We start from the raw sequence: 26,671 nt of genomic DNA, 5'->3' as shown, positions 1-26,671 counted from the left end.
TCATGCGATATATAGCTGGCATTGACATAGGCAACTCATCAACGGAAGTCGCTCTGGCTACTCTGGATGAGTCTGGCGTGCTGAGCATCACCGGCAGCGCGCTGGCAGAAACCACCGGAATTAAGGGCACATTACGTAATGTGTTTGGCATTCAGGAGGCCCTTACGCTGGCGGCAAAAAACGCCGGTATCAATGTCAGCGATATTTCGCTCATCCGTATTAACGAAGCCACCCCGGTCATTGGCGACGTGGCGATGGAAACAATAACCGAAACCATCATCACTGAATCCACCATGATCGGCCATAACCCTAAAACACCGGGCGGCGTCGGGTTAGGCGTGGGCGTCACTATTACGCCGGAAGACCTTCTCAGTCGCCCGGCGGATACGCCCTATATTCTGGTGGTGTCATCGGCATTTGATTTCGCCGATGTCGCTACGATGATTAATGCCTCCGTCCGAGCTGGATACCAGTTAACTGGCGTTATTTTGCAGCAGGACGATGGCGTGTTGGTCAGCAATCGTCTGACTCACCCCCTGCCCATCGTCGATGAAGTCCTTCATATCGACCGCATCCCGTTGGGGATGCTGGCTGCCATTGAGGTCGCTGTACCAGGAAAGGTCATTGAAACCCTTTCTAACCCCTACGGCATTGCAACTGTCTTTGGCCTCAATGCCGATGAGACTAAAAACATTGTTCCGATGGCACGGGCGCTGATCGGCAACCGTTCAGCCGTGGTGGTGAAAACGCCGTCAGGTGATGTGAAAGCGCGAGCGATTCCTGCCGGAAATCTGGAGCTACAGTCTCAGGGTCGTACCGTACGGGTCGACGTTGCCGCGGGCGCCGAAGCGATTATGAAAGAGGTTGGTGAATGCCCGAAACTGGATAACGTTACCGGAGAAGCTGGCACCAATATTGGCGGCATGCTGGAGCATGTGCGCCAGACGATGGCTGAATTAACCAACAAACCCAGTCATGAAATTTTTATTCAGGATCTGCTGGCGGTCGATACCTCGGTTCCCGTCAGTGTGACGGGTGGACTTGCCGGTGAGTTCTCGCTGGAGCAGGCTGTCGGCATAGCCTCCATGGTGAAATCAGACCGCCTGCAAATGGCGATGATTGCCCAGGAGATCACGCAAAAGTTCAACATTGACGTCCAGGTTGGCGGGGCCGAAGCCGAAGCTGCCATTCTGGGAGCCTTAACAACTCCGGGCACAACACGACCACTGGCTATTCTGGATCTCGGCGCGGGTTCAACCGACGCTTCTATCATCAATCCTAAGGGCGAAATTATTGCCACGCACCTGGCAGGCGCAGGCGATATGGTCACGATGATCATTGCCCGTGAACTGGGTCTGGATGACCGTTATCTCGCTGAAGAAATTAAAAAGTATCCGTTGGCGAAAGTTGAGAGCTTGTTCCACCTTCGCCACGAAGACGGCAGCGTTCAGTTCTTCCCTACGCCTCTCCCACCAACGGTTTTTGCGCGCGTGTGCGTAGTGAAACCCGATGAACTGGTGCCACTGCCTGGTGAACTGGCGCTGGAGAAAGTACGGGCCATTCGTCGCAGCGCCAAGGAGCGCGTTTTCGTTACTAACGCACTCAGAGCGCTACGCCAGGTCAGTCCGACCGGGAACATTCGGGATATTCCCTTTGTGGTACTGGTTGGCGGCTCATCTCTGGATTTTGAAGTTCCACAGCTGGTCACCGATGCTCTGGCGCATTATCGACTGGTTGCCGGGCGCGGCAACATTCGTGGTACCGAAGGTCCGCGCAATGCGGTTGCGACAGGACTGATTCTCTCCTGGCATAAGGCATTCGCTCATGGAAAGTAATCTCACCACACCAGCCATCGTTATCTTCACCAGTGCTGACTGTGCTGACGTCTGGAATGACGTACTGCTGGGTATTGAAGAAGAAGGGATTCCCTTTGTGATTCAGGAGAGTAGCTCAACTGACGTTATCCACAACGCATGGTTGGCCGCCTGCCAGTCTCCATTGCTGGTCGGTATTGGCTGTAGCAGCGAAAAACTGGTCGTGCACTACAAAAACTTACCCACGTCAGCACCACTTTTTACGCTGACGTATCAACAAAATAGCCACGATCGCCGCAGCATTGGTAACAACGCTGCGCGGCTGGTTAAAGGCATTCCGTTCCGGGAATGCCACTCATAACCCACAGGAGAAAAGCAGTATGAATAACGCACTGGGACTGGTTGAAACAAAAGGGCTTGTCGGCGCTATTGAAGCCGCTGATGCCATGGTGAAATCCGCAAACGTGCAGTTGGTTGGTTACGAAAAAATCGGCTCTGGCCTTATCACCGTTATGGTTCGCGGTGATGTCGGCGCGGTGAAAGCAGCCGTAGATGCTGGAAGCGCAGCCGCAAGCGCCGTTGGTGAGGTGAAATCCTGCCACGTTATCCCGCGTCCGCACAGCGACGTTGAAGCCATTTTACCTAAATCCGCATAAGTCGTTGCAACCAAGGAGCACAGCGTGAAGCACTCACTGGGATTACTTGAAGTTAGTGGTCTGGCATTAGCCATCAGTTGCGCGGACGTCATGGCGAAAGCCGCCTCCATCACGCTGGTGGGCCTCGAAAAAACCAACGGCTCAGGCTGGACGGTGATCAAGATAATCGGGGATGTGGCCTCCGTCCAGGCGGCCATTTCCACCGGTGTCAGTTTCGCTGACCAGCGAGATGGACTGGTGGCTCACAAAGTCATTTCCAGACCCGGGGACGGGATCCTGTCGCATAGCGTTGTCCTGGAGCCTGAGCCAACGCCCGAACCCATACCAGCCGTACCGCATGAAGAGATATTTGTAGACCATGATGTACCCGAAGCACCGCAAGATGCAGAGTTGATTAGCTGCAATTTGTGTCTTGATCCTGCCTGCCCTCGCCAAAAAGGCGAGCCGCGCACGCTTTGTCTTCACTCTGGCAAACGAGGTGAAGCGTAATGGATAAACAGCAACTGGAGACCACTGTCGCTAAGGTTCTGGATGAAATGCGCGAGCGCCCGATTCCGCTGGGGATCTCTAATCGTCATATTCATCTGTGCGCTGAAGATTACGGTCGCTTGTTTCCCAATCACCCCATTAGTGAGAAAAAAGGGCTGCTGCAGCCGGGACAATATGCAGCAGAGCAGACTGTCACGCTGGTGGGACCAAAAGGTCAGTTAAAAAATGTGCGTTTACTCGGCCCGCTGCGCAGTACCAGCCAGGTCGAAATTTCTCGTACCGACGCCCGCACGTTGGGAATTGCTGCTCCGCTGCGGATGTCGGGCAATATTCAGGGCACACCCGGTGTTCGTCTCGTCAGCCCATTTGCTGAACTGGACTTAGCATCTGGGGTGATCGTCGCCCAACGGCATATCCATATGTCTCCGCTCGATGCTCTGATTCTGCGGGTTTCCCATGGTGATAAAGTCTCGGTTGCCATTAATGGCGATGAACGTCGACTGATTTTCGATAACGTCGCCGTACGCGTTTCGCCGGATATGCGCCTCGAAATGCATATCGATACAGACGAAGCCAATGCCGCAGGCGCTGATAATCCCCAGGCATTCGCCACACTGGTGACCTCACGATGAACAACGAACTGCTGCAACGCATTATCGAGGAGGTTGTTTCCCGATTAAAAAAACGCGCGGAAAGCACGCTCACTCTTAGCGTCGCGCAGTTACGGGAAATCGATTCACGGACAGTATGCTGCCAGTACTCGTCGCTCCATCTCCAGCAAGTGGATCTGCCATTACTGGAACAAATTGCCGAAGGCTGCCCAGCCAACATGTCGGTGGGAAAGATTCACGACGCGCTGGCATGCGGAGTCCGCGTGAAAATTTCACTACAACACCGATTGTTACCCGCAATCCCCGTGAAAAAACTCGCACGTCTGCCGCTGGAGTTCAATGACGAACGGGGACGAATCATCTTTTTGCATCCTGAGAAGCTTCTCAGCTATGCCGACGTCGCCCAATTAAGGGATGGCGTACTGGTGTTGCGCCGTCGGTGTGTCGTGACGGCTCTGGCTCAGGAAGCAGTCAGTCTGCGAAATGTCCAACTAATTAAGCAGGAGTGAGCTATGCATCTGGCCCGGGTTACAGGCGTTGTGGTTTCCACGCAAAAATCCCCATCACTGGTGGGAAAAAAACTGTTGCTGGTACGTCGGGTAAGTGCTGACGGAGAGCTTCCTGCATCCCCGGTGAGTGGAGATGAAGTCGCTGTTGATTCTGTCGGCGCAGGGACCGGCGAACTGGTATTACTCAGCAGCGGATCCAGCGCCAGACACGTTTTTTCTGGCCCTAACGAGGCCATCGATCTGGCTATCGTCGGCATTGTCGACACGCTTTCTCGTTAGGAGGAATTATGGCGATTTATACCCGCACTGGTGATACCGGAACAACAGCCCTCTTTACCGGACAGCGCGTGAGCAAAACGCATCCACGCGTGGAAGCCTACGGTACGCTGGACGAACTGAATGCGGCGCTAAGTCTGTGCATTTGTGCAGCGAAAAACCCGCAGCACCGGCAGTTACTTGAGAATATCCAGCTGCAGCTTTTTTGGTTCAGCGCCGAACTGGCAAGCGAAAGCGAAGAACCAACGCCAGAGCAGCGCTACATCAGCTCAGAAGAAATTGCAGCACTGGAAGCGGCCATCGATACCGCAATGGGAAGAGTACCGCCCCTGCGCAGCTTTATTCTACCTGGCCGCAGCGAAGCCGCCAGCCGACTGCACTTTGCCCGTACGCTGGCACGCCGCGCAGAGAGACGACTGGTCGAGCTCTCCACCGAGATATCCGTCAGACACGTGCTGATGCGTTATATCAATCGCCTGTCCGACTGCTTATATGCAATTGCACGGGCAGAAGATCATGACGCACATCAAAACGACATCATTCAGAAAGTGGCTGAGCGCTATCTCGCTGCCGTTCAAGCACCAGCCATAAAGGAGCCGACTATGTCTCTGTCTTTTCAGGAGCTCCACCAACTCACTCGCGCTGCGGTGACGAGAGCAGAAGAACTTCAGGTTCCGGTCGTCATAAGCATTGTTGATGCGAACGGGACCCAAATGGTGGCCTGGCGCATGCCTGACGCTTTACTCGTGAGTAGCGAACTGGCACCCAAAAAAGCCTGGACTGCCGTGGCGATGAAAACCGCCACGCATGAGCTGACATCGGCAGTGCAACCCGGCGCTGCGCTTTACGGTCTGGAAAGCCATATGCAGGGAAAAGTCGTCACCTTCGGTGGCGGGTACGCATTATGGCGTGAGGGTTTACTCCTCGGGGGTCTTGGCATCAGCGGAGGAAGCGTTGAACAGGATATGGACATTGCAGAAACGGCCATTGCGGCGATTAACGTGAGAACACATCAATGAATACTTCAGAACTTGAAACCCTTATTCGTAACATTTTGAGTGAGCAACTCGCCCCGGCAAAAGCAGAAGTTCAGGGTAACGGTATTTTTCCGTCCGTTGGCGAAGCTATCGATGCAGCGCATCAGGCTTTTCTGCGTTACCAGCAATGTCCATTGAAAACCCGCAGCGCTATCATAAACGCCCTACGCGAAGAACTGACGCCTCATCTTGCTTCACTGGCCGCTGAGAGCGCAGCTGAAACAGGAATGGGCAACAAAGAGGATAAATTCCTCAAGAATAAAGCTGCGCTGGACAACACTCCAGGAATCGAAGATCTCACTACCACGGCGTTAACCGGTGACGGCGGCATGGTGTTATTCGAGTATTCCCCATTTGGCGTGATTGGTTCTGTCGCCCCCAGTACTAACCCGACAGAGACCATTATTAACAACAGCATCAGCATGCTGGCGGCAGGGAATAGCGTTTACTTCAGTCCGCATCCGGGTGCTAAAAAGGTTTCACTCAAGCTGATTGCCATGATTGAAGATATTGCTTTCCGTTGCTGCGGAATTCGTAATCTTGTCGTCACGGTCACAGAACCCACTTTTGAGGCTACCCAGCAGATGATGGCGCACCCTAAAATCGCAGTTCTGGCGATTACCGGTGGCCCTGGCATTGTTGCTATGGGCATGAAAAGCGGGAAAAAAGTCATTGGCGCAGGCGCAGGAAATCCACCCTGCATTGTTGATGAAACGGCCGATCTGGTTAAGGCGGCGGAAGATATCATCAATGGCGCATCCTTTGATTACAACCTCCCCTGCATTGCTGAGAAGAGCCTGATTGTTGTTGATGCCGTTGCCGAACGACTGGTTCAACAGATGCAGTCTTTTGGTGCGATGCTTCTCAATAGCGAAGAGGTAGACAAACTGCGCGCTGTCTGTCTACCAGAAGGCATAGCCAATAAAAAACTGGTAGGTAAAAGCCCAGCAACCTTACTGGAAGCAGCAGGAATACCGGTTCCGGCAAAAGCACCTCGATTACTGACAGGCATCGTCAAGGCTGACGACCCGTGGGTTACCAGCGAGCAATTGATGCCAATGCTCCCCGTCGTAACGGTGAGCGATTTTGACAGTGCATTAACGTTGGCCCTGAAAGTTGAAGAGGGATTGCATCACACCGCCATTATGCATTCGCAAAATGTGTCACGTTTGAACCTTGCCGCGCGCACGCTTCAGACCTCCATCTTTGTGAAAAATGGCCCCTCTTACGCCGGGATCGGCGTTGGTGGCGAAGGTTTTACAACCTTCACTATTGCGACGCCAACCGGTGAAGGAACAACATCTGCGCGCACTTTCGCACGCTCTCGTCGTTGCGTGCTGACAAACGGTTTTTCTATTCGCTAATGGGGCCGTTATGAATAGCTTTTCACTGCAAACTCGATTGTACAGCGGCCAGGGAAGTCTGGATGTGCTCAAGCGTTTCACGAATAAGCATATCTGGATTATTTGCGATGGTTTTCTCGCGCGTTCTCCCCTGATTGAAAAGCTGCGCAACGCTCTGCCAGCGGATAACCGCATCAGCATTTTCAGCGATATCACCCCCGATCCCACCATCGGTACGGTAGTACAAGGGATTGCACAAATGCAGTCCCTGCGACCGGACGTCGTGATGGGTTTTGGTGGCGGCTCAGCACTGGACGCCGCAAAAGCCATCGTCTGGTTCAGCCGACAGTTCGGTATTGAAATTGAAACCTGTGTCGCAATTCCCACCACCAGCGGCACAGGCTCCGAGGTAACCAGTGCCTGCGTGATTAGCGATCCGGATAAAGGCATTAAATATCCATTGTTTAATAATGCGCTTTACCCGGACATGGCCATCCTTGATCCAACGTTGGTTGTCAGCGTACCACCTGCCATCACCGCGAATACCGGCATGGACGTGTTAACGCATGCGCTGGAGGCTTACGTGTCCACGAAGGCCAGCGACTTCACAGACGCACTGGCTGAAAAAGCGGCTCAAATCGTCTTCCAGTACCTGCCTGTCGCCGTCAGCAAAGGCGACTGTCTGGCAACCAGGGGGAAAATGCACAATGCATCAACGCTCGCGGGAATGGCATTTAGTCAGGCTGGACTGGGGATCAATCATGCAATTGCCCATCAATTGGGTGGTCAGTTTCATCTGCCGCATGGACTTGCCAATGCGCTGCTGCTGACCCATGTCATTCATTTTAATGCCCGCGATCCGCGAGCTGCGAAGCGCTATGCCCGTTTTGCTAAAGCCTGCCATTTATGCCCGGATAATGCGAACGATACGGCTGCGCTGAATACGCTCATTCATCAAATTGAGCTTCTCAAAAAACAGTGTGCGTTACCTTCTTTCGTTGACGCGCTTAAAGACGGAAAGCAAGTCTGGTCACAACGTATCCCGTCGATGGTTCAGGCCGCGCTGGCTGACGTCACGCTGCAAACCAATCCTCGTGTTGCCGATGCCAGTGCCATGCAGGAACTGCTTGAGGAATTATTATGAAGACAGCCATGACGGCAGAGTCCACGCTTTATGATGCACAGACCATTAGCGAACGCGTTCGCGCAGCGGGTGTTGTCGGAGCCGGAGGCGCAGGCTTTCCTACTCACGTAAAATTACAGGCGCAGGTCGATACCTTTCTGGTCAATGCGGCTGAATGTGAGCCAATGCTGAAAGTTGACCAGCAGTTGATGGCCGTCCAGGCTGAGCGACTTATCCGCGGCGTTCAATATGCCATGACGGCGACGGGAGCCAGTGCCGGAATTATTGCGCTCAAGGAGAAATACCAAGGTGCTATCAATGCATTAACACCCCTTCTACCTGCCGGGATCCGCTTACATATTTTGCCTGATGTCTACCCGGCTGGTGACGAGGTTCTGACCATCTGGATGGCAACAGGTCGGAGAGTTCCGCCTGCCGCGCTGCCGGTCAGCGTCGGTGTGGTGGTCAATAACGTTCAGACCGTGCTCAACATCGCCAGAGCAGTTGAGCAGCAGTACCCCGTTACGCGTCGCACCCTGACCGTTAACGGTGCAGTCGCCAGTCCCATCACACTCACTGTCCCTATCGGAATGTCTTTACGTGACGTTCTGGCGCTGGCCGGTGGCGCAACCGTTGACGATCCCGGCTTTATTAACGGTGGTCCGATGATGGGCGGCCTGATTACTTCACTGGATACCCCCGTAAGCAAGACCACCGGGGGCCTGCTGGTTTTGCCTAAGTCTCATGCGTTGATTCAGCGGCGGATGCAGGATGAACGCACCGTGCTTTCTGTAGCAAAAACCGTTTGCGAGCAGTGCCGTTTGTGTACGGATTTGTGCCCAAGACATTTGATCGGCCATGAATTATCCCCGCACCTGTTGGTTCGTGCGGTTAATTATCAGCAGGCGGCCACACCGCAGCTGCTGCTCACGGCCCTGACCTGTTCAGAATGCAACGTGTGTGAAAGCGTAGCCTGCCCGGTTGGGATTTCACCGATGCGCATCAACCGTATGCTGAAACGCGAGCTGCGGGCGCTCAACCATCGTTATGAAGGGCCGCTAAATCCTGAGGATGAAATGGCGAAGTACCGGTTGATCCCGGTTAAGCGCCTTATTACCAAACTGGGTCTTAGCGACTGGTATCACGATGCGCCACTGGCTGAAACTGATTATTCCACAGATAAAACGACGCTGTTGTTACGCCAGCATATTGGTGCCAGCGCCATCCCATGTGTAGAACAAGGCGAACACGTTGTTCGCGGTCAATGCGTTGCCGATGTGCCGTCCGGTGCATTAGGCGCGCCTGTTCACGCCAGCATTGACGGTATTGTCAGCGAAATCACTGAGCAATCTATCACGGTAATTAGAGGTTAATCATGTCTCAGGCTATAGGGATTTTAGAACTCACCAGCATTGCCAAAGGAATGGAAGCGGGTGATGCCATGTTAAAAAGCGCGAATGTGAATTTACTGGTCAGCAAGACCATCTGCCCGGGAAAATTTCTACTCATGCTCGGTGGTGACGTAGGTGCCGTACAGCAGGCGATTGCCACTGGAACATCTCTTGCCGGCGATATGCTCGTTGACAGTCTGGTACTCCCCAACATTCATGCCAGCGTACTCCCCGCAATCAGCGGGCTAAACAGCGTGGATAAGCGTCAGGCAGTTGGTATTGTCGAAACATGGAGCGTTGCTGCCTGCATCTGCGCCGCCGACCGGGCGGTTAAAGCCTCCAACGTCACGCTGGTACGCGTCCATATGGCATTTGGTATTGGCGGTAAGTGCTACATGGTCGTTGCTGGCGATGTATCCGATGTGAATAACGCAGTGACGGTTGCCAGTGAAAGTGCGGGAGAAAAAGGCCTGCTGGTTTACCGCTCGGTCATACCTCGCCCGCATGAAAGCATGTGGCGACAAATGGTGGAGGGATAATGGAAAGACAACCCACCACGGATCGAATGATTCAGGAATATGTTCCTGGCAAACAGGTCACGCTGGCGCATCTTATTGCTAATCCAGGTAAAGATTTGTTCAAGAAGCTGGGATTACCAGATGCGGTTTCCGCAATCGGTATTCTGACCATTACCCCCAGCGAAGCCTCAATCATCGCCTGTGATATCGCCACGAAATCCGGGGCGGTAGAGATTGGTTTTCTCGACAGGTTTACCGGTGCGGTGGTTCTGACGGGTGATGTTTCCGCCGTTGAGTACGCGCTGAAACAGGTAACCCGAACGCTGGGCGAAATGATGCGTTTTACCGCGTGTCCCATCACTCGGACGTAATCTCATGAAACGTATCATGCTAATTGGCCCCAGCCAGTGCGGTAAAACATCGCTCACACAGTGCATGCGGGGAGAAGCGCTTCACTACCAGAAAACTCAGGCCATAGTCTGGTCTCCTACGACAATAGACACACCGGGTGAATATCTTGAGAACCGCTGCCTGTACAGCGCGCTGCTGGCCAGCGCCTGTGAAGCAGACATTATTGCCCTGGTACTCAATGCTGACGCGCCGTGGTCACCATTTTCTCCCGGTTTTACCGGACCAATGAACCGACCAGTTATTGGCCTCGTTACCAAAGCCGATTTAGCCAACCCGCAGCGTATTTCTCTTGTGGAGAGTTGGATAGTTCAGGCTGGCGCGCAAAAAGTATTTGTCACCAGCGCGCTGGAGAATACTGGGGTCGATGAGATGTTCATTTTTCTGAATGCAAAGGAACCTTCATGTCTCACAAAATAATGGCCATTAATGCAGGTAGTTCCTCGCTTAAATTTCAACTACTGGCGATGCCGCAGGGTGAAATGATCTGTCAGGGGTTGATTGAACGTATCGGTTTGTCTGATGCGCAGGTCACCCTAAAAACACCAGCGCAGAAATGGCAGGAGACTTTGCCCGTAGCCGATCACCGTGAAGCCGTAACGTTGCTCCTGGAAAAACTGCTCAACCACCACATTATCAGCAGTCTGGAAGAGATCGACGGCGTGGGCCATCGCGTCGCGCACGGCGGGGAATCCTTTAAAGACTCTGCGCTGGTAACTGATGAAACGCTCGCAGAAATCGAGCGACTCGCGGAACTGGCCCCTCTGCATAACCCGGTAAATGCGTTGGGGATCGCGGTATTCCGCCAGCTATTGCCCAAAACGCCAGCCGTTGCGGTGTTCGACACTGCCTTTCATCAAACGCTTGATGAGCCTTCTTTCATCTATCCCCTGCCCTGGCGTTACTATTCAGAGTTGGGTATTCGTCGCTATGGTTTTCATGGTACCAGCCACAAATACGTTAGCTCACAGCTTGCTGAAAAACTGGGTGTACCACTCAGCGCCCTGCGCGTTGTTTGTTGTCATCTGGGCAACGGCAGCAGCATCTGCGCCATCAAAGGCGGACAATCGGTGAATACGTCAATGGGCTTTACGCCGCAGTCTGGCGTGATGATGGGCACGCGAAGTGGCGATATCGATCCGTCCATTTTACCGTGGATTGCCCTGCGAGAAGGCAAAACACCGCAGCAGCTCAACCAATTGCTCAACAATGAGTCCGGATTGCTCGGTGTTTCTGGCATCTCCCCTGACTACCGCGACGTTGAACATGCCGCAGATACGGGCAATCACCAGGCTGCGCTGGCGTTGACGCTTTTTGCTGAGCGCATTCGTGCCACCATTGGTAGCTATATTATGCAGATGGGCGGTCTGGATGCCCTGGTATTTACCGGTGGTATTGGCGAAAACTCCGCACGGGCGCGCGCTGCGATTTGTCGTAACCTGAATTTCCTGGGGCTGGCCGTTGATGAGGAAAAAAATCAGCGTAATACCACCTTCATTCAGACGGAAAATGCGATGGTCAAAGTAGCTGTGATTAATACCAATGAAGAGCTGATGATTGCGCAAGACGTTATGCGTTTAGCAATATCTGAAACTGTGACATTGGGCATTCCTGCATAATACTGCCGCACCGCAAATTGCGGCAAATCATGGTAATAGCGCGATCGCCATGACACTATGCGCCGAGGATTGCTGATCACATAGGTGAAGACGTGGCTGTTGCGCAATGTCCCGCATCGTGCGGAGAACTTATCCAGGGCTGGATTCTGGGCAGTGAGAAATTGGTCTCCTGCCCGGTTGAATGGTATAGCACCGTTGAGGTCACTTCAGGTTCACCGCTGACAGATGAACGCCCACTTTCGCGGGCGATGGTTAAGAGGTTATTGCTGCACTGGCAATACCCGGCACACATGAGTCAGGATATCCGAATTGATGTCCAGTCAACCATTCCTGTCGCTAAAGGGATGGCCAGCAGCACAGCGGATATCGCCGCCACGGCAATCGCCACGGCGCAGTATCTGGGGCATCAGCTAGACGAATCCACTCTGGCGCAGCTTTGCGTTTCGCTGGAACCTACCGACAGCACCGTTTTCCGCCAGCTTACGCTGTTCGATCATAACGACGCCTCCACGCAAATTGCCTGTGAAGCCCAGCCTCAACTCGATCTGCTGGTTCTCGAAAGTCCGGAAACCTTGCTTACTGCTGATTATCACCGTACTCCACGCCAGTCAGGGTTACTGGCAGGCGCTCCAACGCTGAAACGCGCATGGGAAAAGGTACAGGAAGCCTGTGTCAGTCAAAATCCTTATCGGATGGGTGAAGCCGCCACGCTGAGCGCGATCGCCAGCCAGTTGCTGTTACCTAAACCAAATTTTGATTCACTTTTAGCGCTGGTAGAAGAATGTGATTTATACGGTGTCAACGTTGCGCACAGTGGCAGCGTAGTCGGTCTGATGCTCGACAGAAAGCGTCATGATGTGGACTACATTAAATGGATGCTGACGCAGAAAAAATTAACGGAACACTGGCCGGAACAGCATTTGTTGCGGATGGTAACTGGCGGGGTCGAACTGCAATAAGGGCCGCCGCTAAGCAGCGACCCGGACAAGCATAAAATCGTTACTCGGCTTTCGCTTCGCCGTTTTTCACTTCGCCCATCGCTTTCAGCTTTTTAGAGATGTCGCGGCGCTCTTTAGAGATCTCAGCGTTTTTGATGATGTAATCATCAACACGATCTTCATAATCGCTTTTCATGCTGGCGATAATGCCCTGAATCGCTTCCACGCTCATTCCAGGCTTGATGTAGTCGCTCAGGTTGTCCAGCAGCAGAACACGTTTCTGGTTGTCACGGATCTTTTTCTCAACGTCCTGGATTTCACGTTGCAGTTTGTTTTTACGACGGAACAGACGAACAAATTCCAGCACGTCCTGGAAAGAAGGCTTGGTAGTTTCCATTTTTACACCCCTGATAATGTGAGATTCGGATTCGTTAAAACAACGGCTAAAGTGGGTCAACATTACTTTCATGCCCGCCATACTTCAAGTTGCATCTGCATCGACCATGCATGGTTGAAACCTGAATTATCGAGGGTAAAGCCATTGCAGTTACCAATGGTTTTAGCCTTTTTCAGTATCATACCTCTATTCGTTGCTGAATCGAAGCAGCAGTAGAACCAATCCCCTCATCTGCTCTTTATTTGCGCAGCGCGCGACAGATCAAATGAGAGAGCAACTCCAGCTGTCGCGCCATTTCCATATTTAGCCAAACGTAGCCGTGAATGGGCGTTTCAGCGACATTATCGCCCTTATGCTCAGCAATAAGCTGACGTAACTCCACCACGGTGTCATTGAGTTTTTCCGTATTGGCAAGCACCGGTTGTGGATTACCTTCATACAATGCGTGGGTTATCGTCAGTAGCGCCTGTTGTGTCCTGAGCTGTGTTTCACGCAAAGTATGCGCATTCAACATGACAAAGTGGCTGGTACGGCTGGCCCATAGCGCATTGATTTGCAGCTCAAGCATGCAGACCAGGTTGCGATTAACCGTCTGAATAGCTTCAAAGATGGATTTTTGAATGCGGGTTTCTTTGCTGGCAGGAACGATGAGCCCACGCATTTTGACAACATCGCTTAAAAGCTGTTGTAAATGCTTTTCCAGTCGCGGTTGCTCCAGCAGGTTGGGAGATAGCGCAGCCTGATACACTCGATTGTACCCCGTTACGCAATGCGCCAGCTGAATTCGCCAGTGTATAAATGCCCGCTGCGGCCAGATACCGGTAAACAGCATTGCCAGTAATGAACCCAGAATAACATCGCCACCGCGCCATAACGCTGTGTTCATATCTCCAGCGGGGGCACCCACAACGACCGCAAGCGTTATACCAATCAGCAACGCCTGATACGGCTTTTTACCCAGTGCCAGCCAGCCGCAGAGAAACATCGCCACCGCGCACCATATCAGCATTAGCGGAAGTGAAAAGAGCTCCAGACGAAGAGCCACCAGCCCAAGTACCGAACCCAGAATTGTCCCACCAATACGCTCAAACGCTCTGGGGACAACGTTCCCCCAAAAGGAAATAGGCCCCATGATTACCACCAGCGTAATCAGAGGCCATGTACCTTCAGGAATGTTCAACAGGCGAACCAACAGAAAAGTAAAAAGAAACGCCAGCGCAATGCGAACACCATGCACCACACGATAATGACGATACAAACGAATTTCAAAAGGACTCAGTGACTTATCTGCACGCACTCATGCACTCCGTCAGGGAATTGCAAAGAACAGAATTGTACCTGTTTTTTGAGTGAAAACATCACCCTGATGACCAGGACATTCATCCTGATTTACACCAAAAACAGTTACTTCGACTGTACCGGCACGTACATTTCAATGTCCCAGTAACCGTCCTCCATGCCATTGTTCATATAAACTTCAAAGCAGGGTTTAGCGGCTATCGCATACGTCGAATCCTGCAGCAGGCGCTCAAAGAACTGATACCACGGCGTCGCAAAGTCATGATTTTCAACGCGCGCAACGGCGATAGCATAGTCGCCCCCCGCCAGTTCGGTCTGGATCACCCCTTCGCTGTTTTCTGGGATCTCAAAACCTTCAGGCACAGACACCACGGTATCACAACGCAGTTTTTCCGCCGGAACAACGTCAGGATTGTCGTAATAAACAGCTATCCATTCCAGCGGTACGATCTGCTTACCGTCGACCCACATCATTAACTGCTCGAAACCCTGCTTTACCGTTTGTTCCCACGGTCCAACCATATGGAAACCGGCAATTATGCGTTTCTCGACCTGCTTTATCTCGTACTCCATATAACCTCCGTTATTACACTGTATTTATATACAGTGTAATTTTTAGGTATGACGGCCACAAGGAATCAGTGATTATTATGTGAGCAGATTCGCACTCTTGCCAGTCAGGCACATCAGGAAAAACTACGCCTTGTGGTGGAAGTAATCGCTCAAACGCGAGAAGACGCCGCCTTCGTTGACAGACTCCAGCGTAACCAGAGGCCAGTGCGCCACCAGTTTATCCCGATCGTAGAGTTCAATTTCCCCCACACGTTGATGGGCAGTAATGGGGGCAACCAGTTCTTTCTTATCAAGAACATATTTTGCCTTGATATTAGCGACTTCGGCTTTAGGCAGAGCCATCCAGAAATCCTGCTCTGTGCCAAGGCTAATTTTTTCTTTATCGCCGTACCAGATCCGTTCAATACCAACCTGCTTACCGCTACGTAAAACCTGCACGGTATCGAAGTTCTGTTGTCCCCATTGCAGCAGTTTTCGCGCCTGGTCTTCACGCCCTTTCGCACTCTCCGCCCCCATCACAACTGCAATCAGGCGGCGCTGCCCATCAACGGCAGAAGCAATCAGGTTGAATCCAGCGCCGGAGGTATGTCCTGTCTTCAGACCATCGACGTTCATGGTTTTATCCCACAACAAACCGTTACGGTTTTGCTGCGTGATTCCGTTCCAGGTAAGGCTTTTTTCACTGTACATATGGTAGAAATCCGGCTCTCCATGGATGATAGCTCTCGAAAGCACGGCCAGATCGTAAGCTGAGCTATGCTGACCTGGCGCATCCAGACCATGTACCGTTTCAAAATGCGTGTCCCGCAAGTTCAGCTTTTGCACATAGTTGTTCATCATCGCGACAAACTGCGGCTGCCCTCCGGCGATGTAATCCGCCAGCGCCACACAGGCATCATTACCGGAATCAACAATTAACCCGCGACTCAGATCGCGCACAGATACGCGATCCCCTTCTTTCAGGAACATTAAGGATGAACCGACGAATACCGGATTATCTTTCGCCCAGGCATCTCGTCCTACAGTGACAATATCTGTCGGACTAATACGCTTGCTGTCGATTGCGCGATCGACAACATAGCCGGTCATCAGCTTGGTCAGGCTGGCAGGGTTGCGCTGCTGGTGTTCATTTCCGGCTGTCAGGATTTGGCCCGTGGTGTAATCCATTAATACCCACGCCCCGGCATTAATTGCTGGAGGCTGTGGAGCGAAACTGGCGACGTCAGTCGCGTACGCGGGCGAAAAACTCATCGCAAATAGTGAAGCGGCAATAAACAAACGGCGTTTCAACAGCATGTCCTCAGGAAATGGAGAAATAGCCGTTCTTTTTACGGAAGTTCTGGCGAACAAACATGGATAAATTGCAAGAAAATGTGACATAAGGCACATTTTCTTGCTGTAAGGAAAGGATTTCAGATATCGACCGCGTCTGGCGTTACCCTTTGCGCGGTGCCGTTTCTGCGTGATGGCTACGATGACGATGATAGCCATCTATCATGCTGCGGAAAATTTGCCCCGGCGTGTCACCCAGCGTGCACAGGTAAATATGTGCACAGATGAACAGTAAGCCGACAATCGCCAACACCATATGCAGCACCAGCATCACAGGCCCTGCCCCTATCACCTGCGGGTAGAGGCATAACAACCCGCTGATGATTAGCAGCGGAACCAGCGCATACATGATGGCCAGATAAGCCAGCTGTTGTAGCGGGTTAAATTTACTCTCTGCCGTTGCGGCAAACGGGTGTGGTTCACCCTTCATGATGCCATACAGATAAAAGCGCGTTTGCAACAAGCAGCGTGATATCAACCCATTAAACTTCACCCGGTAATGACAACCGTTGCCGCTGGTTGCGTTGACTAGCACAAAACCAACCCAGAAGGCCAACAAGGCGAAACCGCACCAGGTATGTATCTGCACCATCAATGCCACCGGTCCGACAGAGAAGTGCCCAAACAGGCCACTCAGCAAAAGCAGGATAAAAAGCAGCGCATTACCCCAGTGCCAGCGGCGGACTGCCAGAGAATAGAGGTAATCCCGGTGCTCTTCTCCGGTTGCCGTCTTGGGTGCCAGCATCCGACGTAACAGCGCGTGCATAACCAGGCCCGCAATCATCAGCACAACAACAACGCCTGCATAAATGAGCCACAGCGGCCAGTAGTCCGGCGCATAGTTAAGCTCTGCTCCCCAGATAGAATTCATGCTTTACCCTCCTGATGGATCTCTTTACGCCGATAAACACTCACCGGACCGCTACGCGTATCCTGCTGGCGATAAACCTCTTTTTGATTTATCCAGTGCTGAATTTCCGGATCGTCACGACGACCAAATTTCAGCGCATCCGTCGGACAAACGGAAACGCAGGCGGGCGATTGACCGCTCTCGAGTCGGGTATCTGCGCAGAAGTTACATTTGTCGGCAATTCCCGTTTGCGGATTGAGATAACGGACATGGAACGGACAAGCGGCAACGCAGTAGTCACAGCCAATACAGCGAGACTTATCCACTTGCACAATGCCATTTTCGTCGCGAAATGATGCACCGGTCGGACAAACGCTGACGCAAGGCGCATCTTCACAATGCTGACAGGAAACGCGAACAAACTGGAAGTGGGACAGCACCTCGGGTTCATGTTCGGGTGAACGGATCTGCACCTGTAGACGGCTAAATCCCTCTGGCACATCATTCAGAACTTTGCAGGCAACCGTGCATGCCTGACAGCCGATACAGCGTTTCTCGTCATGCAGCATGACATAAGGGTTTGTAGATTGATTCATGATGTTCTCCTTTCTCATGCCCGACGAAGCATAACGCCAGCGGTGTGGACCACCGTACCGGAAACCGGACTGGTAACATGCGGAAGCAAATTACCGCAATGGATACCGTGCGTTGTCGCTGCGGTTTTGGCTCCCGCCTTGGCGCCAAATCCCATATAAACAAACAGCGTATCGGGCCGAATTCCGGCGGTGACCAGCGCTTTGCCTTTTTCCTTGCCGGTCGCATTTTCCAGCCAGATGTCATCACCGCTTTTGATGCCTTTTTCACGGGCCGTTTGCGGGTGGATCCACACTGCGTTATCCCACATCAACTCGCTAAGCAGTGGCACGTATTGCGTCGCACCGTTGGTATGCACCGCCACTTTTCCCTGGATAAAATAGAGTTCACTGTCGCCTTTAAGCGCAAAATTGCGCGCGCGCGGAATACCGTAGCCAGGCAGGAGCGTTTCCAGCTCTTCGGAATAGAGTTCGATTTTTCCTGACGGAGATTTAAAGCGCAGTTGCTCGCCATAGGTACCGTCGCTGTCAACCGCCACCGCGCCCGGATAGCGTTCCACAAACTGACGCACCGCTTCAGGTTCACGCAGCAGCAACGGAACACCCCACTCCCGATACCCTTTCTGACGCAATTCAGCAGATAGCGCATGATCGCCATTAAGCTGGTATAACTGACGCGTTTGCATATCCTGCCATGGGTAGAATTGGCCAAGGCCTAACTGCACGGCCAGCTCTTTCCAGATTTGCCAGCTCGGACGCGCATCACCAATAGGTTCTACTACCTGCTGACGCAGGGCATAGGCTGGATTCAGACCCGACATATCTGAAACTTCTTCATCGCGCTCAAGGTAAGTACATTCAGGCAAAAGGTAGTCGGCATACGCCGCGCTTTCGCTTAAATAGACATCACAACTGACCACAAGGTCGAGCTGTTCAACGGTTTTGACCAGATCTGGTCGACAGGTTACGGTTTGGAAAGGGTTGTGTCGGGACATAATCCATCCCTTCACCGGATAAGGCGTCTGGTTTAACACAGCATCAATGATGCTTTGCACCACACCACCGCCCGCCGCGATGTACTTAAACTGCGGGGCTACCAGATCGATACGCTGAGCCGTTGGCTTGGGTAATTTGACATCGGGTTTTGCCAGCACCGGAGCGACCTTCTCTCCAGCCAGCTTATTGTAAGTTGCCGCCGCTTTTTTCTGATACAAACCGCCTTCACGCTCAATATTGCCAAGCAGCACATTGAGGGTAAAAATCATGCGCCGCATATCAATTTCTTCTTGCGAAAACGTCGCGCGATGGCCCGGACTGACGATGGCATGAGGCGCGCAGGCGGCCATTTCGCGGGTGATCCGAACAATGACATCAGCAGGCACATCCGCGAGCTGCTGCGCCCATTCTGGCGTGGTCTCTTGTACCGCTTCTGCCAGCTGCTCAAACCCCGTGGTGTAGCGCGCAACAAAGTCCGCGTCATACAGATTTTCATTGATCATGACGTGACACATGGCCATCAGCACCGGTAAGTCGCCGCCCGGCTTGAGCGCATGCCATTCATCCGCCTTGCTGGAGAATACGGACAGACGGGGATCGAAGCTGACCATCTTCGCCCCCTTCTCCTGCGCGGTCATCAGCTCATGCGTATCAGCAATCTCGATCCCTTCATAGAGGTTATGGCCAAAAGAGACCATATAACGGGTATTGGCGATATCCATGGCTAAATCGCCACCCATCATAACTTTAGCGGCAATGGCTTTACCGGCAGGACACGTTGATGCGTGAGTAAAGGTATTCGGTGACCCGAAAGCCGTCGCGAGGTGAAATAAATGGCCAGACAGCGAGCCAGATTTAGACGAGAAGACTACTCCCTGGGGACCATATTGCGTTTTTATTGCCGTCATTTTTTCGGCAATTTCTTTATACGCCTGTTCCCAGCTAATAACCTGCCAGTCACCGCTCCCGCGAGGTCCTGTGCGTTTCATGGGTTTAACAATGCGATGAGGGTCGTTGACCAGGCTAACGCCGCTGCCGCCGCGAGCACAGACACGTGTCCCCTGCTGTGGCGCATTAGGGTTCCCCTGAATAAAAACCGTTTTATTATTAATCACCTGAGCCTGAATTGGGCAGCGAAAAGAACACATCTCGCACAAACTTGGCGTCAGTGATGTTTTCCCTTTGATACTCTCTGGAGAATTTCGCGCCAGTGCCCCAGGCGGGAAACTGCCTATCGCACAGGCTGAACAGCCTATACCCACGCCTCGCAAAAAATTACGCCGACTAATACTCATATAACCTCCTGTTATTAGATATATCCAATAATTATATGGCGTTTAGATTATTTATTTTTTACATCAATCACATTTCATTACAATGCATGACAGCGAATTGACATAAATAAAAACCCATTGTTTATAAAAGATTTTTAAAGTTTCCAGAACACAGCAAAGAAAAGGAAAATAACAATAATGGTTATCAGTTAGATTATTTACAAACCCGCAACCTCAAGATATTTTATTTCCGTAATTTATTTTAACCGCGCGAAATTTATTAGTTAATTCCATTAATGTCCTGTTTATCTCAATTTTATTGCGTACACAATCCAGCTTCTATAATGCCATAGCTGATTATCTCGCTATTTTTTGGTATTCTTGAACCAGCGCTAAATTGATCCCGGACATAACTGAACAATGAATGACGGCAAGCAGCAACCTGGTTTTCTCTTCCACGATTACGAGACCTTTGGTACCCATCCGGCGCTGGACAGACCCGCGCAATTTGCGGCTATCCGCACAGATAATGATTTCAACATCATCGGTGAACCAGAAGTCTTTTATTGCAAACCCGCGGACGATTATCTGCCGCAGCCTGAGGCGGTGTTGATTACGGGTATCACACCGCAGGAAGCACGTGAAAAGGGAGAAAATGAAGCCGCTTTTGCTGCACGCATCCACGCCCTGTTCACCGTGCCGAAAACCTGTATCCTGGGTTATAACAACGTTCGCTTCGATGATGAGGTGACGCGCAACATCCTGTATCGCAATTTCTACGATCCCTATGCCTGGAGCTGGCAGAACGATAATTCGCGCTGGGATCTGCTGGATGTGATGCGCGCCTGCTATGCCCTGCGCCCTGAAGGCATTAATTGGCCGGAAAACGACGACGGCTTACCCAGCTTCCGGCTGGAGCATTTGACCAAAGCCAACGGTATTGAGCATACCAATGCTCACGATGCTATGGCGGACGTATACGCTACAATCGCAATGGCGCAATTAGTGAAGTCGCGCCAGCCGCGTCTGTTTGATTATCTCTACAGCCATCGTAATAAACACAAGCTGGCCGCGCTGATTGATGTCCCGCAAATGAAGCCGCTGGTCCATGTCTCTGGTATGTTCGGCGCATGGCGCGGAAACACCAGTTGGGTAGCGCCGTTGGCGTGGCATCCGGAGAATCGTAACGCGGTTATTATGGTCGACTTAGCCGGTGATATTTCGCCGCTGCTCGAGCTCGACAGTGACGCCCTGCGCGAGCGGCTCTACACGTCTAAAGCGGATCTGGGTGATAACCCGGCCGTACCGGTTAAACTTGTGCACATCAACAAATGCCCGGTACTGGCACAGGCGAATACCCTGCGTCCGGAAGATGCCGACCGTCTTGGCATTAACCGCCAGCACTGTCTGGATAATCTCAAAGTCCTGCGCGAAAATCCGCAGATACGCGACAAAGTGGTCGCGATCTTTGCCGATGCGGAACCCTTTACACCATCAGATAACGTGGATGCCCAACTGTATAACGGCTTTTTCAGCGATGCTGACCGTGCGGCGATGAAAATCGTTCTGGAAACCGAACCGCGCAATTTACCGGCGCTGGATATCTCCTTTGTCGATAAGCGCATTGAAAAACTGCTGTTTAATTACCGTGCACGTAACTTCCCGGGAACGCTGGACGAAGCTGAACAGCAGCGCTGGCTGGACCATCGTCGCCAGGTATTCACACCGGAGTTTTTGCAAAATTACGCCAATGAATTGCAGCTATTGAGCCAGCAATATGCGGATAACAAAGAAAAGTTGATGCTGCTGAAATCACTCTGGCAGTACGCCGAAGAGATTGTATAAATCCCACGTATAAAAAAACGGAGAACTTGTCTCCGTTTTTTTTCAGCTAAATACCGTTATTACGCGACATCTTCGTCGTACTGCGGCACCGGGTTGCGGAAGCTTTTGGTCACACAAGCCAGGTAAATCAGACCGATACCAGCCCAGATCAGACCCAGAACCATTGAGCTCTCTTCCAGATTCACCCACAGCGCACCAACGGTCAGCGCACCGCACATCGGCAGGAACAGATACTGGAAGTGGTCTTTCAGCGTCTTGTTACGCTTCTCACGGATCCAGAACTGGGAGATCACCGACAGGTTAACGAAGGTAAACGCCACCAGCGCACCAAAGTTAATCAGCGCCGTCGCCATTACCAGGTCGAAGTTGATTGCCAGCAAAGCAATCGCACCAACCAGAATGATGTTCATGGACGGAGTACGCCATTTCGGGTGTACATAACCGAAGAAGCTTTTCGGGAACACGCCGTCACGCCCCATCACGTACATCAGACGCGCTACGCCAGCATGCGCTGCCATACCGGACGCCAGTACGGTAATGGTAGAGAAAATCAGCGCGCCAACCTGGAAGAACTTACCGGCAACGTACAGCATGATTTCCGGCTGTGAAGCATCTGGATCTTTGAAGCGCGAGATATCCGGGAAGTACAGCTGCAACAGATAGGTGGAGACGATAAAGATCAGGCCACCAATCAGCGCAGTCAGGAAAATCGCACGCGGGATCACGCGCTCAGCGTCTTTGGTTTCTTCTGACAGGTTGCTGATACCGTCAAAACCGGTGAACGAGAAGCACAGGATGGTAGCGCCCGTGATCATCGGGATCACGTGTGCATCACCTGACCAGAACGGACGGCTGCTCGCCAATGTACCAGCACCTTCCCCTTCGAACACGCCATAAACGACCATGCCGAGGATCACTGCAATCAGCACCACCTGCAACAACACGATTACGGTGTTGAAATTCGCAACGGATTTAAGGCTGCGCAGGTTAAAGGCGGTCATGAAGGCCACCAGCGCCACCACGAATATCCATGACGGTATCGACGGCACCAAGGCTTCAAAATAAATTTTTGCCAACAGAATGTTGATCATCGGAGCGAACAGGTAGTCCAGCAGTGATGACCAACCCACCATAAAGCCAACGGTCGGGCTAATGGATTTCTGGGCGTAAGTGTAGGCAGAGCCTGCAGACGGATAGCGACGCACCAGTTTACCGTAGCTCAGTGCGGTAAAGAGGATGGCTATCAGTGCAAAGGCGTAAGCTGTCGGGACGTGACCATCGGTCATTCCTGATACGATACCGAATGTATCGAACAGCGTCATCGGCTGCATATAGGCAAGGCCCATCATGACAACCGGAACCAGCGTAAGCGTTTTACGTAATTCCACGCGAGAGGTGTTTGGAGTAGCGTTATGCGACATGGTTATCCCCCATTACGGCGAAAACCGTCGCGTAAGCAAAAAATTGCCCCATTTTTTGTTAATCCTCAGCGACAACAACTGTCGATTTTTAAGTAAGTATCTATCCGGTACGAAGCCCGGCCTCTTTTATGAATGATTGGTTTGATGCAAAAAAATAACCGACGCGTATTAAAACGTCGGTTAATGTCATTTTTTGCAAGCGGCGTATTTTGCACTAATTTGGGGAGAAATAACAAGAGATTGAAGCGGCCACAAAAGAATATTTTTTCTTAACTGATTGATTTGTCAGCAGCCGTTTTAACATACACCCCCGCAATAGCACTATTTGCTAAAATTTCATCCCGCCACCAGGCACTGGCCAACCCGGCGGTCTGTTCATTCCAGCCTATCCACACGGGTTCAAAGACAATTTGCGCGACCACTTTTTTCTCAATCAGTGCGCCGCTCTCCAGAAATCGCTGCGCCAGGTAGCGCGGAATATAGCCACATCCCAGACCGCTGATTTGCAGTTCCAGCTTGGTTTTGAAGTCAAAAACGGTAATGGCTTCTTGATCGTCCAGCACCTGGGAACCTGAGACGTTGGCATGCTGCGCATTGTCGCCCACCACAATGGCGCGAAAACGGCGAATGGTACGACGATTTAACGGTTCCTGTTCCTGCGCCAGCGGGTGATGCGGCGCAACCACAAACACCTGTTCCAAAACCCCGAGCCGTGCAAAGCCAAATTCACTCGCTGCAGGGGGTTCATGCATGGCGCCAACGATAATATCCGCCCGGCCCTGAGTGAGGGCATCCCAGGAGCCGCCCAGCACGCCATTGATAAATTTCAGGCGCGTCACGCTGTGGTGTTGATAGAAAGACTCGATGAGTGGGGCCAGCAGTGAAAAGGGAAACGTATCATCTACGCCAATAACCAGTTCATTCTCCCAGCCTTCGTGAAGTTTAATCGCCTGCTTTTCAAGTTCGCGAACGGTGTGCAGCACCTCCCGCCCCTTTTCCAGCAGCATCTGCCCGGTGCGGGTGAACTTAGCCCGGTGTCCGCTGCGATCGAGTAGCTGAATATTAAGATCACTTTCCAGCTTATGGACGGTGTAGCTGAGCGCAGACGGCGTCTTAAACAATTTTGCCGACGCCGCCGCGAAACTGCCCTCTTTTTCTAATGCATCGAGGATGATAAGAACGTCCAGCAGTGGTTTCATACTCGCCCCCTGGCGGTATACAGCGGCACTCTGCTGGCCTGTCACTCCATTGGCATCACCAGCGGGTCGGGATACTGGTACTCAAACCCAAGCTCATTACAAATACGGTTGCCATCAATGACTTTACCTTTACCGTTATCCGTACCGCCGCGAAATTCCGGCGGCTCCATCCCCAACTGGCGGGCCATCTGCGGATAGAACACGTTACGCGCCGGATGCATAGGCGCACATATATTATAGATGTGTCCCCCTTTAGGCGCTTGCAGCAGTAACGTGATGGCAGATACTACATCGTCCAGATGCACCAGATTGACGCCATGATGTCCGTCAGGTGCCGTCTTGCCAGCGAAGAAGCGACCAGGATGTCTTCCCGGACCGACCAACCCGGCCAGACGCAAAATATCCACCGACGTGCCTGGCAAATTGTGCAACCAGTCTTCAAGTTCTTTCAGGACACGACCGCTCGCCGTGACCGGATTACGCGGCGTCCCCTCTTTCACTGTGCCCTGAACGTCACCATAGACTGACGTCGAACTGGTAAAAATAATTCGTGGGATCCGATACGCCAGCGCGCTGTCGACCAGCTCCTGCATGGCCTGCAGGTAAAATGCTTCCCCAGGACCGCTACGACGCGCAGGTAGCGTAATAACCAGCGCATCGGCGTCCATCAGTGCATCGAGATCGTCAGCCTCACAGACCAGTTCAGGTTCCAGGCGCAGCGAATAACTCTCGATACCGCTCATGCGGGCCGCTTCCACCCCATCCAATGTGGTTTTGCTGCCGGTAACCTGCCAGCCTCTCGCCGCCAGCGACATGGCTAACGGCATGCCTAACCAACCTAACCCGACAATTGCGACCTTTTTCATGCCTTCTCTCCTGACTTTTGGCCTATAACGCAAGGCTACGCCAGCCCACGGTGGCTGACAATTCATAGTATCAATATGAAATGAATTAATGATCAAAAAAAGCCCTTGCTTTCCGTAGCTAAAGTGGTTTAGGTTAAAAGACATCAAATGAATAAACATTCATCGAGAAAATTTATGACACGCGCTCAATTCAAACACCATCATCACCATCATCCTGACTAGTCTTTCAGGCGATGTGTGCTGGGAGACGTTTAAATCTTCCAGCGGTGCATGAGCGTATGAGAAAGCCCCCGGAAGATTTCTTCCGGGGGCTTTTTTTTGTGCGTGACCCAAACTGATTCAGACAGGATAACGAGGAATAAAGAATGTTAGACAACACCCGTTTACGCATAGCTATGCAGAAATCAGGCCGCTTAAGCGATGATTCACGCGAATTACTGGCCCGTTGCGGCATTAAAATTAATCTTCACACCCAGCGCCTGATTGCGATGGCGGAGAACATGCCGATCGATATTCTGCGTGTGCGTGATGACGATATCCCGGGTCTGGTGATGGACGGTGTCGTTGACCTCGGCATCATCGGGGAAAACGTTCTGGAAGAGGAACTGCTCAACCGCCGGGCACAGGGTGAAGACCCTCGCTATTTTACCCTGCGCCGTCTGGACTTCGGCGGCTGCCGTCTCTCGCTGGCTACCCCGGTTGATGAAGCCTGGGATGGCCCGGCAGCGCTGAACGGTAAACGTATCGCGACCTCTTACCCACACCTGCTCAAACGTTATCTCGATCAGAAAGGAGTTTCGTTTAAATCTTGTCTGTTAAACGGTTCTGTAGAAGTTGCTCCCCGTGCGGGTCTGGCTGATGCGATTTGCGATCTGGTGTCCACCGGCGCAACGCTTGAAGCCAACGGTCTGCGCGAAGCAGAAGTGATCTACCGCTCTAAAGCCTGTCTGATTCAGCGCGACGGCGAAATGGCCGAAGCCAAGCAACAACTGATCGACAAACTGCTAACCCGTATCCAGGGGGTTATTCAGGCCCGTGAATCCAAATACATCATGATGCACGCGCCGAGCGAGCGTCTGGACGAGGTCATCGCCCTGCTGCCCGGCGCTGAGCGCCCTACCATTCTGCCTCTGGCGGGCGACCAGCAGCGTGTTGCCATGCACATGGTCAGCAGCGAAACCCTGTTCTGGGAAACAATGGAAAAACTGAAAGCGCTCGGTGCCAGCTCAATTCTGGTGTTGCCGATTGAGAAGATGATGGAGTGATCTGATGCCTGATGGCGCTTCGCTTATCA

Annotated in this window: 29 protein-coding genes, 1 pseudogene and 1 other annotated feature; of the genes and pseudogenes, 19 read left to right on the top strand and 11 right to left on the bottom strand. The window is 52.2% G+C overall.

Annotated features, from left to right (window positions below):
- The first annotated feature begins 2 nt into the window (after positions 1–2).
- The 16 genes from JQN59_RS09055 to JQN59_RS08980 all read left to right on the top strand — a co-directional run bounded on the left by JQN59_RS09055 (position 3) and on the right by JQN59_RS08980 (position 12,753).
- On the top strand, positions 3–1,835 hold the full coding sequence (locus JQN59_RS09055; RefSeq protein WP_149607960.1) for a diol dehydratase reactivase subunit alpha: 1,833 nt from the start codon (positions 3–5) through the stop codon (positions 1,833–1,835).
- Positions 1,825–2,175, top strand: a complete 351-nt coding sequence (locus JQN59_RS09050; RefSeq protein WP_048216000.1) for a glycerol dehydratase reactivase beta/small subunit family protein — start codon at positions 1,825–1,827, stop codon at positions 2,173–2,175. The genes JQN59_RS09055 and JQN59_RS09050 overlap by 11 nt, the downstream gene beginning before the upstream one ends.
- Positions 2,176–2,194: 19 nt before the next feature.
- Entirely contained in the window at positions 2,195–2,470 is a 276-nt protein-coding gene (gene pduJ, locus JQN59_RS09045; RefSeq protein ID WP_001057752.1) for a propanediol utilization microcompartment protein PduJ, read from the top strand.
- A gap of 24 nt (positions 2,471–2,494) precedes the next feature.
- Entirely contained in the window at positions 2,495–2,959 is a 465-nt protein-coding gene (locus JQN59_RS09040) for a BMC domain-containing protein (RefSeq protein ID WP_136392086.1), read from the top strand.
- Positions 2,959–3,591: a phosphate propanoyltransferase gene (locus JQN59_RS09035; protein WP_008785145.1), complete on the top strand. Its 633-nt coding sequence runs from the start codon at positions 2,959–2,961 to the stop codon at positions 3,589–3,591. Before JQN59_RS09040 ends, JQN59_RS09035 begins: the two co-directional genes overlap by 1 nt.
- Positions 3,588–4,079 (top strand): microcompartment protein PduM, encoded by a 492-nt coding sequence (gene pduM, locus JQN59_RS09030; RefSeq protein WP_008785146.1) that lies wholly within the window; start codon positions 3,588–3,590, stop codon positions 4,077–4,079. Before JQN59_RS09035 ends, pduM begins: the two co-directional genes overlap by 4 nt.
- Positions 4,080–4,082: 3 nt before the next feature.
- The gene (locus JQN59_RS09025; RefSeq protein ID WP_003030211.1) at positions 4,083–4,358 is read left to right on the top strand and encodes a EutN/CcmL family microcompartment protein; all 276 of its coding nucleotides are present in this window, start codon (positions 4,083–4,085) and stop codon (positions 4,356–4,358) included.
- An 8-nt stretch (positions 4,359–4,366) separates the two neighbouring features.
- On the top strand, positions 4,367–5,374 hold the full coding sequence (pduO, locus tag JQN59_RS09020; protein ID WP_149607961.1) for a two-domain cob(I)yrinic acid a,c-diamide adenosyltransferase PduO: 1,008 nt from the start codon (positions 4,367–4,369) through the stop codon (positions 5,372–5,374).
- Complete coding sequence (gene pduP, locus JQN59_RS09015) at positions 5,371–6,756, top strand: CoA-acylating propionaldehyde dehydrogenase PduP (RefSeq protein ID WP_048215996.1); 1,386 nt, start codon at positions 5,371–5,373, stop codon at positions 6,754–6,756. Before pduO ends, pduP begins: the two co-directional genes overlap by 4 nt.
- Before the next feature lie 10 nt (positions 6,757–6,766).
- A complete protein-coding gene (locus JQN59_RS09010; protein WP_149607962.1) occupies positions 6,767–7,879 on the top strand; it encodes a 1-propanol dehydrogenase PduQ in 1,113 nt (370 codons plus the stop codon).
- Positions 7,876–9,231: a cobalamin reductase PduS gene (pduS, locus tag JQN59_RS09005; protein WP_149607963.1), complete on the top strand. Its 1,356-nt coding sequence runs from the start codon at positions 7,876–7,878 to the stop codon at positions 9,229–9,231. Before JQN59_RS09010 ends, pduS begins: the two co-directional genes overlap by 4 nt.
- A gap of 2 nt (positions 9,232–9,233) precedes the next feature.
- Positions 9,234–9,788, top strand: coding sequence for a propanediol utilization microcompartment protein PduT (gene pduT / locus JQN59_RS09000; RefSeq protein WP_003030201.1), 555 nt, complete (start codon positions 9,234–9,236; stop codon positions 9,786–9,788).
- Positions 9,788–10,138, top strand: a complete 351-nt coding sequence (pduU, locus tag JQN59_RS08995) for a propanediol utilization microcompartment protein PduU (RefSeq protein WP_008785151.1) — start codon at positions 9,788–9,790, stop codon at positions 10,136–10,138. The genes pduT and pduU overlap by 1 nt, the downstream gene beginning before the upstream one ends.
- A gap of 4 nt (positions 10,139–10,142) precedes the next feature.
- Positions 10,143–10,595 carry a propanediol utilization protein PduV gene (gene pduV / locus JQN59_RS08990; protein WP_149607964.1) on the top strand — a complete coding sequence of 151 codons (453 nt, stop codon included), beginning with the start codon at positions 10,143–10,145 and terminating at the stop codon, positions 10,593–10,595.
- On the top strand, positions 10,580–11,794 hold the full coding sequence (locus tag JQN59_RS08985) for an acetate/propionate family kinase (protein WP_149607965.1): 1,215 nt from the start codon (positions 10,580–10,582) through the stop codon (positions 11,792–11,794). Before pduV ends, JQN59_RS08985 begins: the two co-directional genes overlap by 16 nt.
- Positions 11,795–11,886: 92 nt before the next feature.
- Positions 11,887–12,753 (top strand): L-threonine kinase, encoded by an 867-nt coding sequence (locus tag JQN59_RS08980; RefSeq protein ID WP_149607966.1) that lies wholly within the window; start codon positions 11,887–11,889, stop codon positions 12,751–12,753.
- 40 nt (positions 12,754–12,793) lie between these two features.
- Here the strand turns inward: JQN59_RS08980 and JQN59_RS08975 are convergent, their stop codons facing one another.
- The 7 genes from JQN59_RS08975 to phsA form a co-directional block, all read right to left on the bottom strand.
- Positions 12,794–13,129, bottom strand: coding sequence for a DUF496 family protein (locus JQN59_RS08975; RefSeq protein WP_003834176.1), 336 nt, complete (start codon positions 13,127–13,129; stop codon positions 12,794–12,796).
- Between the two features lie 238 nt (positions 13,130–13,367).
- Positions 13,368–14,426: an FUSC family protein gene (locus JQN59_RS08970; protein ID WP_008785155.1), complete on the bottom strand. Its 1,059-nt coding sequence runs from the start codon at positions 14,424–14,426 to the stop codon at positions 13,368–13,370.
- 107 nt (positions 14,427–14,533) lie between these two features.
- Entirely contained in the window at positions 14,534–15,001 is a 468-nt protein-coding gene (sbmC, locus tag JQN59_RS08965) for a DNA gyrase inhibitor SbmC (RefSeq protein ID WP_008785156.1), read from the bottom strand.
- A 123-nt stretch (positions 15,002–15,124) separates the two neighbouring features.
- Entirely contained in the window at positions 15,125–16,297 is a 1,173-nt protein-coding gene (gene dacD, locus JQN59_RS08960) for a serine-type D-Ala-D-Ala carboxypeptidase DacD (RefSeq protein ID WP_149607967.1), read from the bottom strand.
- Between the two features lie 139 nt (positions 16,298–16,436).
- Positions 16,437–17,204, bottom strand: a complete 768-nt coding sequence (gene phsC, locus JQN59_RS08955; protein ID WP_048224373.1) for a thiosulfate reductase cytochrome B subunit — start codon at positions 17,202–17,204, stop codon at positions 16,437–16,439.
- Complete coding sequence (gene phsB, locus JQN59_RS08950; protein ID WP_003834185.1) at positions 17,201–17,779, bottom strand: thiosulfate reductase electron transport protein PhsB; 579 nt, start codon at positions 17,777–17,779, stop codon at positions 17,201–17,203. The genes phsC and phsB overlap by 4 nt, the downstream gene beginning before the upstream one ends.
- Positions 17,780–17,793: 14 nt before the next feature.
- Positions 17,794–20,067: a thiosulfate reductase PhsA gene (gene phsA / locus JQN59_RS08945; RefSeq protein ID WP_149607968.1), complete on the bottom strand. Its 2,274-nt coding sequence runs from the start codon at positions 20,065–20,067 to the stop codon at positions 17,794–17,796.
- A gap of 399 nt (positions 20,068–20,466) precedes the next feature.
- Between phsA and sbcB the strand changes: the two genes are divergently transcribed.
- A complete protein-coding gene (gene sbcB, locus JQN59_RS08940) occupies positions 20,467–21,891 on the top strand; it encodes an exodeoxyribonuclease I (protein ID WP_048215987.1) in 1,425 nt (474 codons plus the stop codon).
- A gap of 59 nt (positions 21,892–21,950) precedes the next feature.
- On the opposite strand, the gene plaP is transcribed toward sbcB, so the two are convergent.
- The 4 genes and pseudogenes from plaP to JQN59_RS08920 all read right to left on the bottom strand — a co-directional run bounded on the left by plaP (position 21,951) and on the right by JQN59_RS08920 (position 25,377).
- Positions 21,951–23,312: a putrescine/proton symporter PlaP gene (gene plaP, locus JQN59_RS08935; protein ID WP_003834188.1), complete on the bottom strand. Its 1,362-nt coding sequence runs from the start codon at positions 23,310–23,312 to the stop codon at positions 21,951–21,953.
- On the bottom strand, positions 23,302–23,364 hold the full coding sequence (yoeI, locus tag JQN59_RS27235) for a membrane protein YoeI (protein ID WP_099045591.1): 63 nt from the start codon (positions 23,362–23,364) through the stop codon (positions 23,302–23,304). Before yoeI ends, plaP begins: the two co-directional genes overlap by 11 nt.
- A gap of 162 nt (positions 23,365–23,526) precedes the next feature.
- A pseudogene (locus tag JQN59_RS08925) lies at positions 23,527–24,511 on the bottom strand (LysR family transcriptional regulator).
- 41 nt (positions 24,512–24,552) lie between these two features.
- Positions 24,553–25,377, bottom strand: coding sequence for an SDR family oxidoreductase (locus tag JQN59_RS08920; protein WP_008785162.1), 825 nt, complete (start codon positions 25,375–25,377; stop codon positions 24,553–24,555).
- 174 nt (positions 25,378–25,551) lie between these two features.
- Here JQN59_RS08920 and hisL point away from each other — a divergent pair, with 174 nt between their 5' ends.
- Positions 25,552–25,599, top strand: coding sequence for a his operon leader peptide (hisL, locus tag JQN59_RS08915; RefSeq protein ID WP_100250077.1), 48 nt, complete (start codon positions 25,552–25,554; stop codon positions 25,597–25,599).
- Positions 25,575–25,697: a sequence feature (His leader region), on the top strand. (Overlaps the previous gene by 25 nt.)
- A 45-nt stretch (positions 25,698–25,742) precedes the next feature.
- A complete protein-coding gene (hisG, locus tag JQN59_RS08910; protein ID WP_149607969.1) occupies positions 25,743–26,642 on the top strand; it encodes an ATP phosphoribosyltransferase in 900 nt (299 codons plus the stop codon).
- The last annotated feature ends 29 nt before the right edge of the window (positions 26,643–26,671 follow it).

The sequence above is a fragment of the Citrobacter sp. B72 genome (genome assembly GCF_016894305.1).
GTDB classification, from domain to species: domain Bacteria; phylum Pseudomonadota; class Gammaproteobacteria; order Enterobacterales; family Enterobacteriaceae; genus Citrobacter; species Citrobacter portucalensis.
This window is presented reverse-complemented; position numbering and strand designations above follow the sequence as displayed.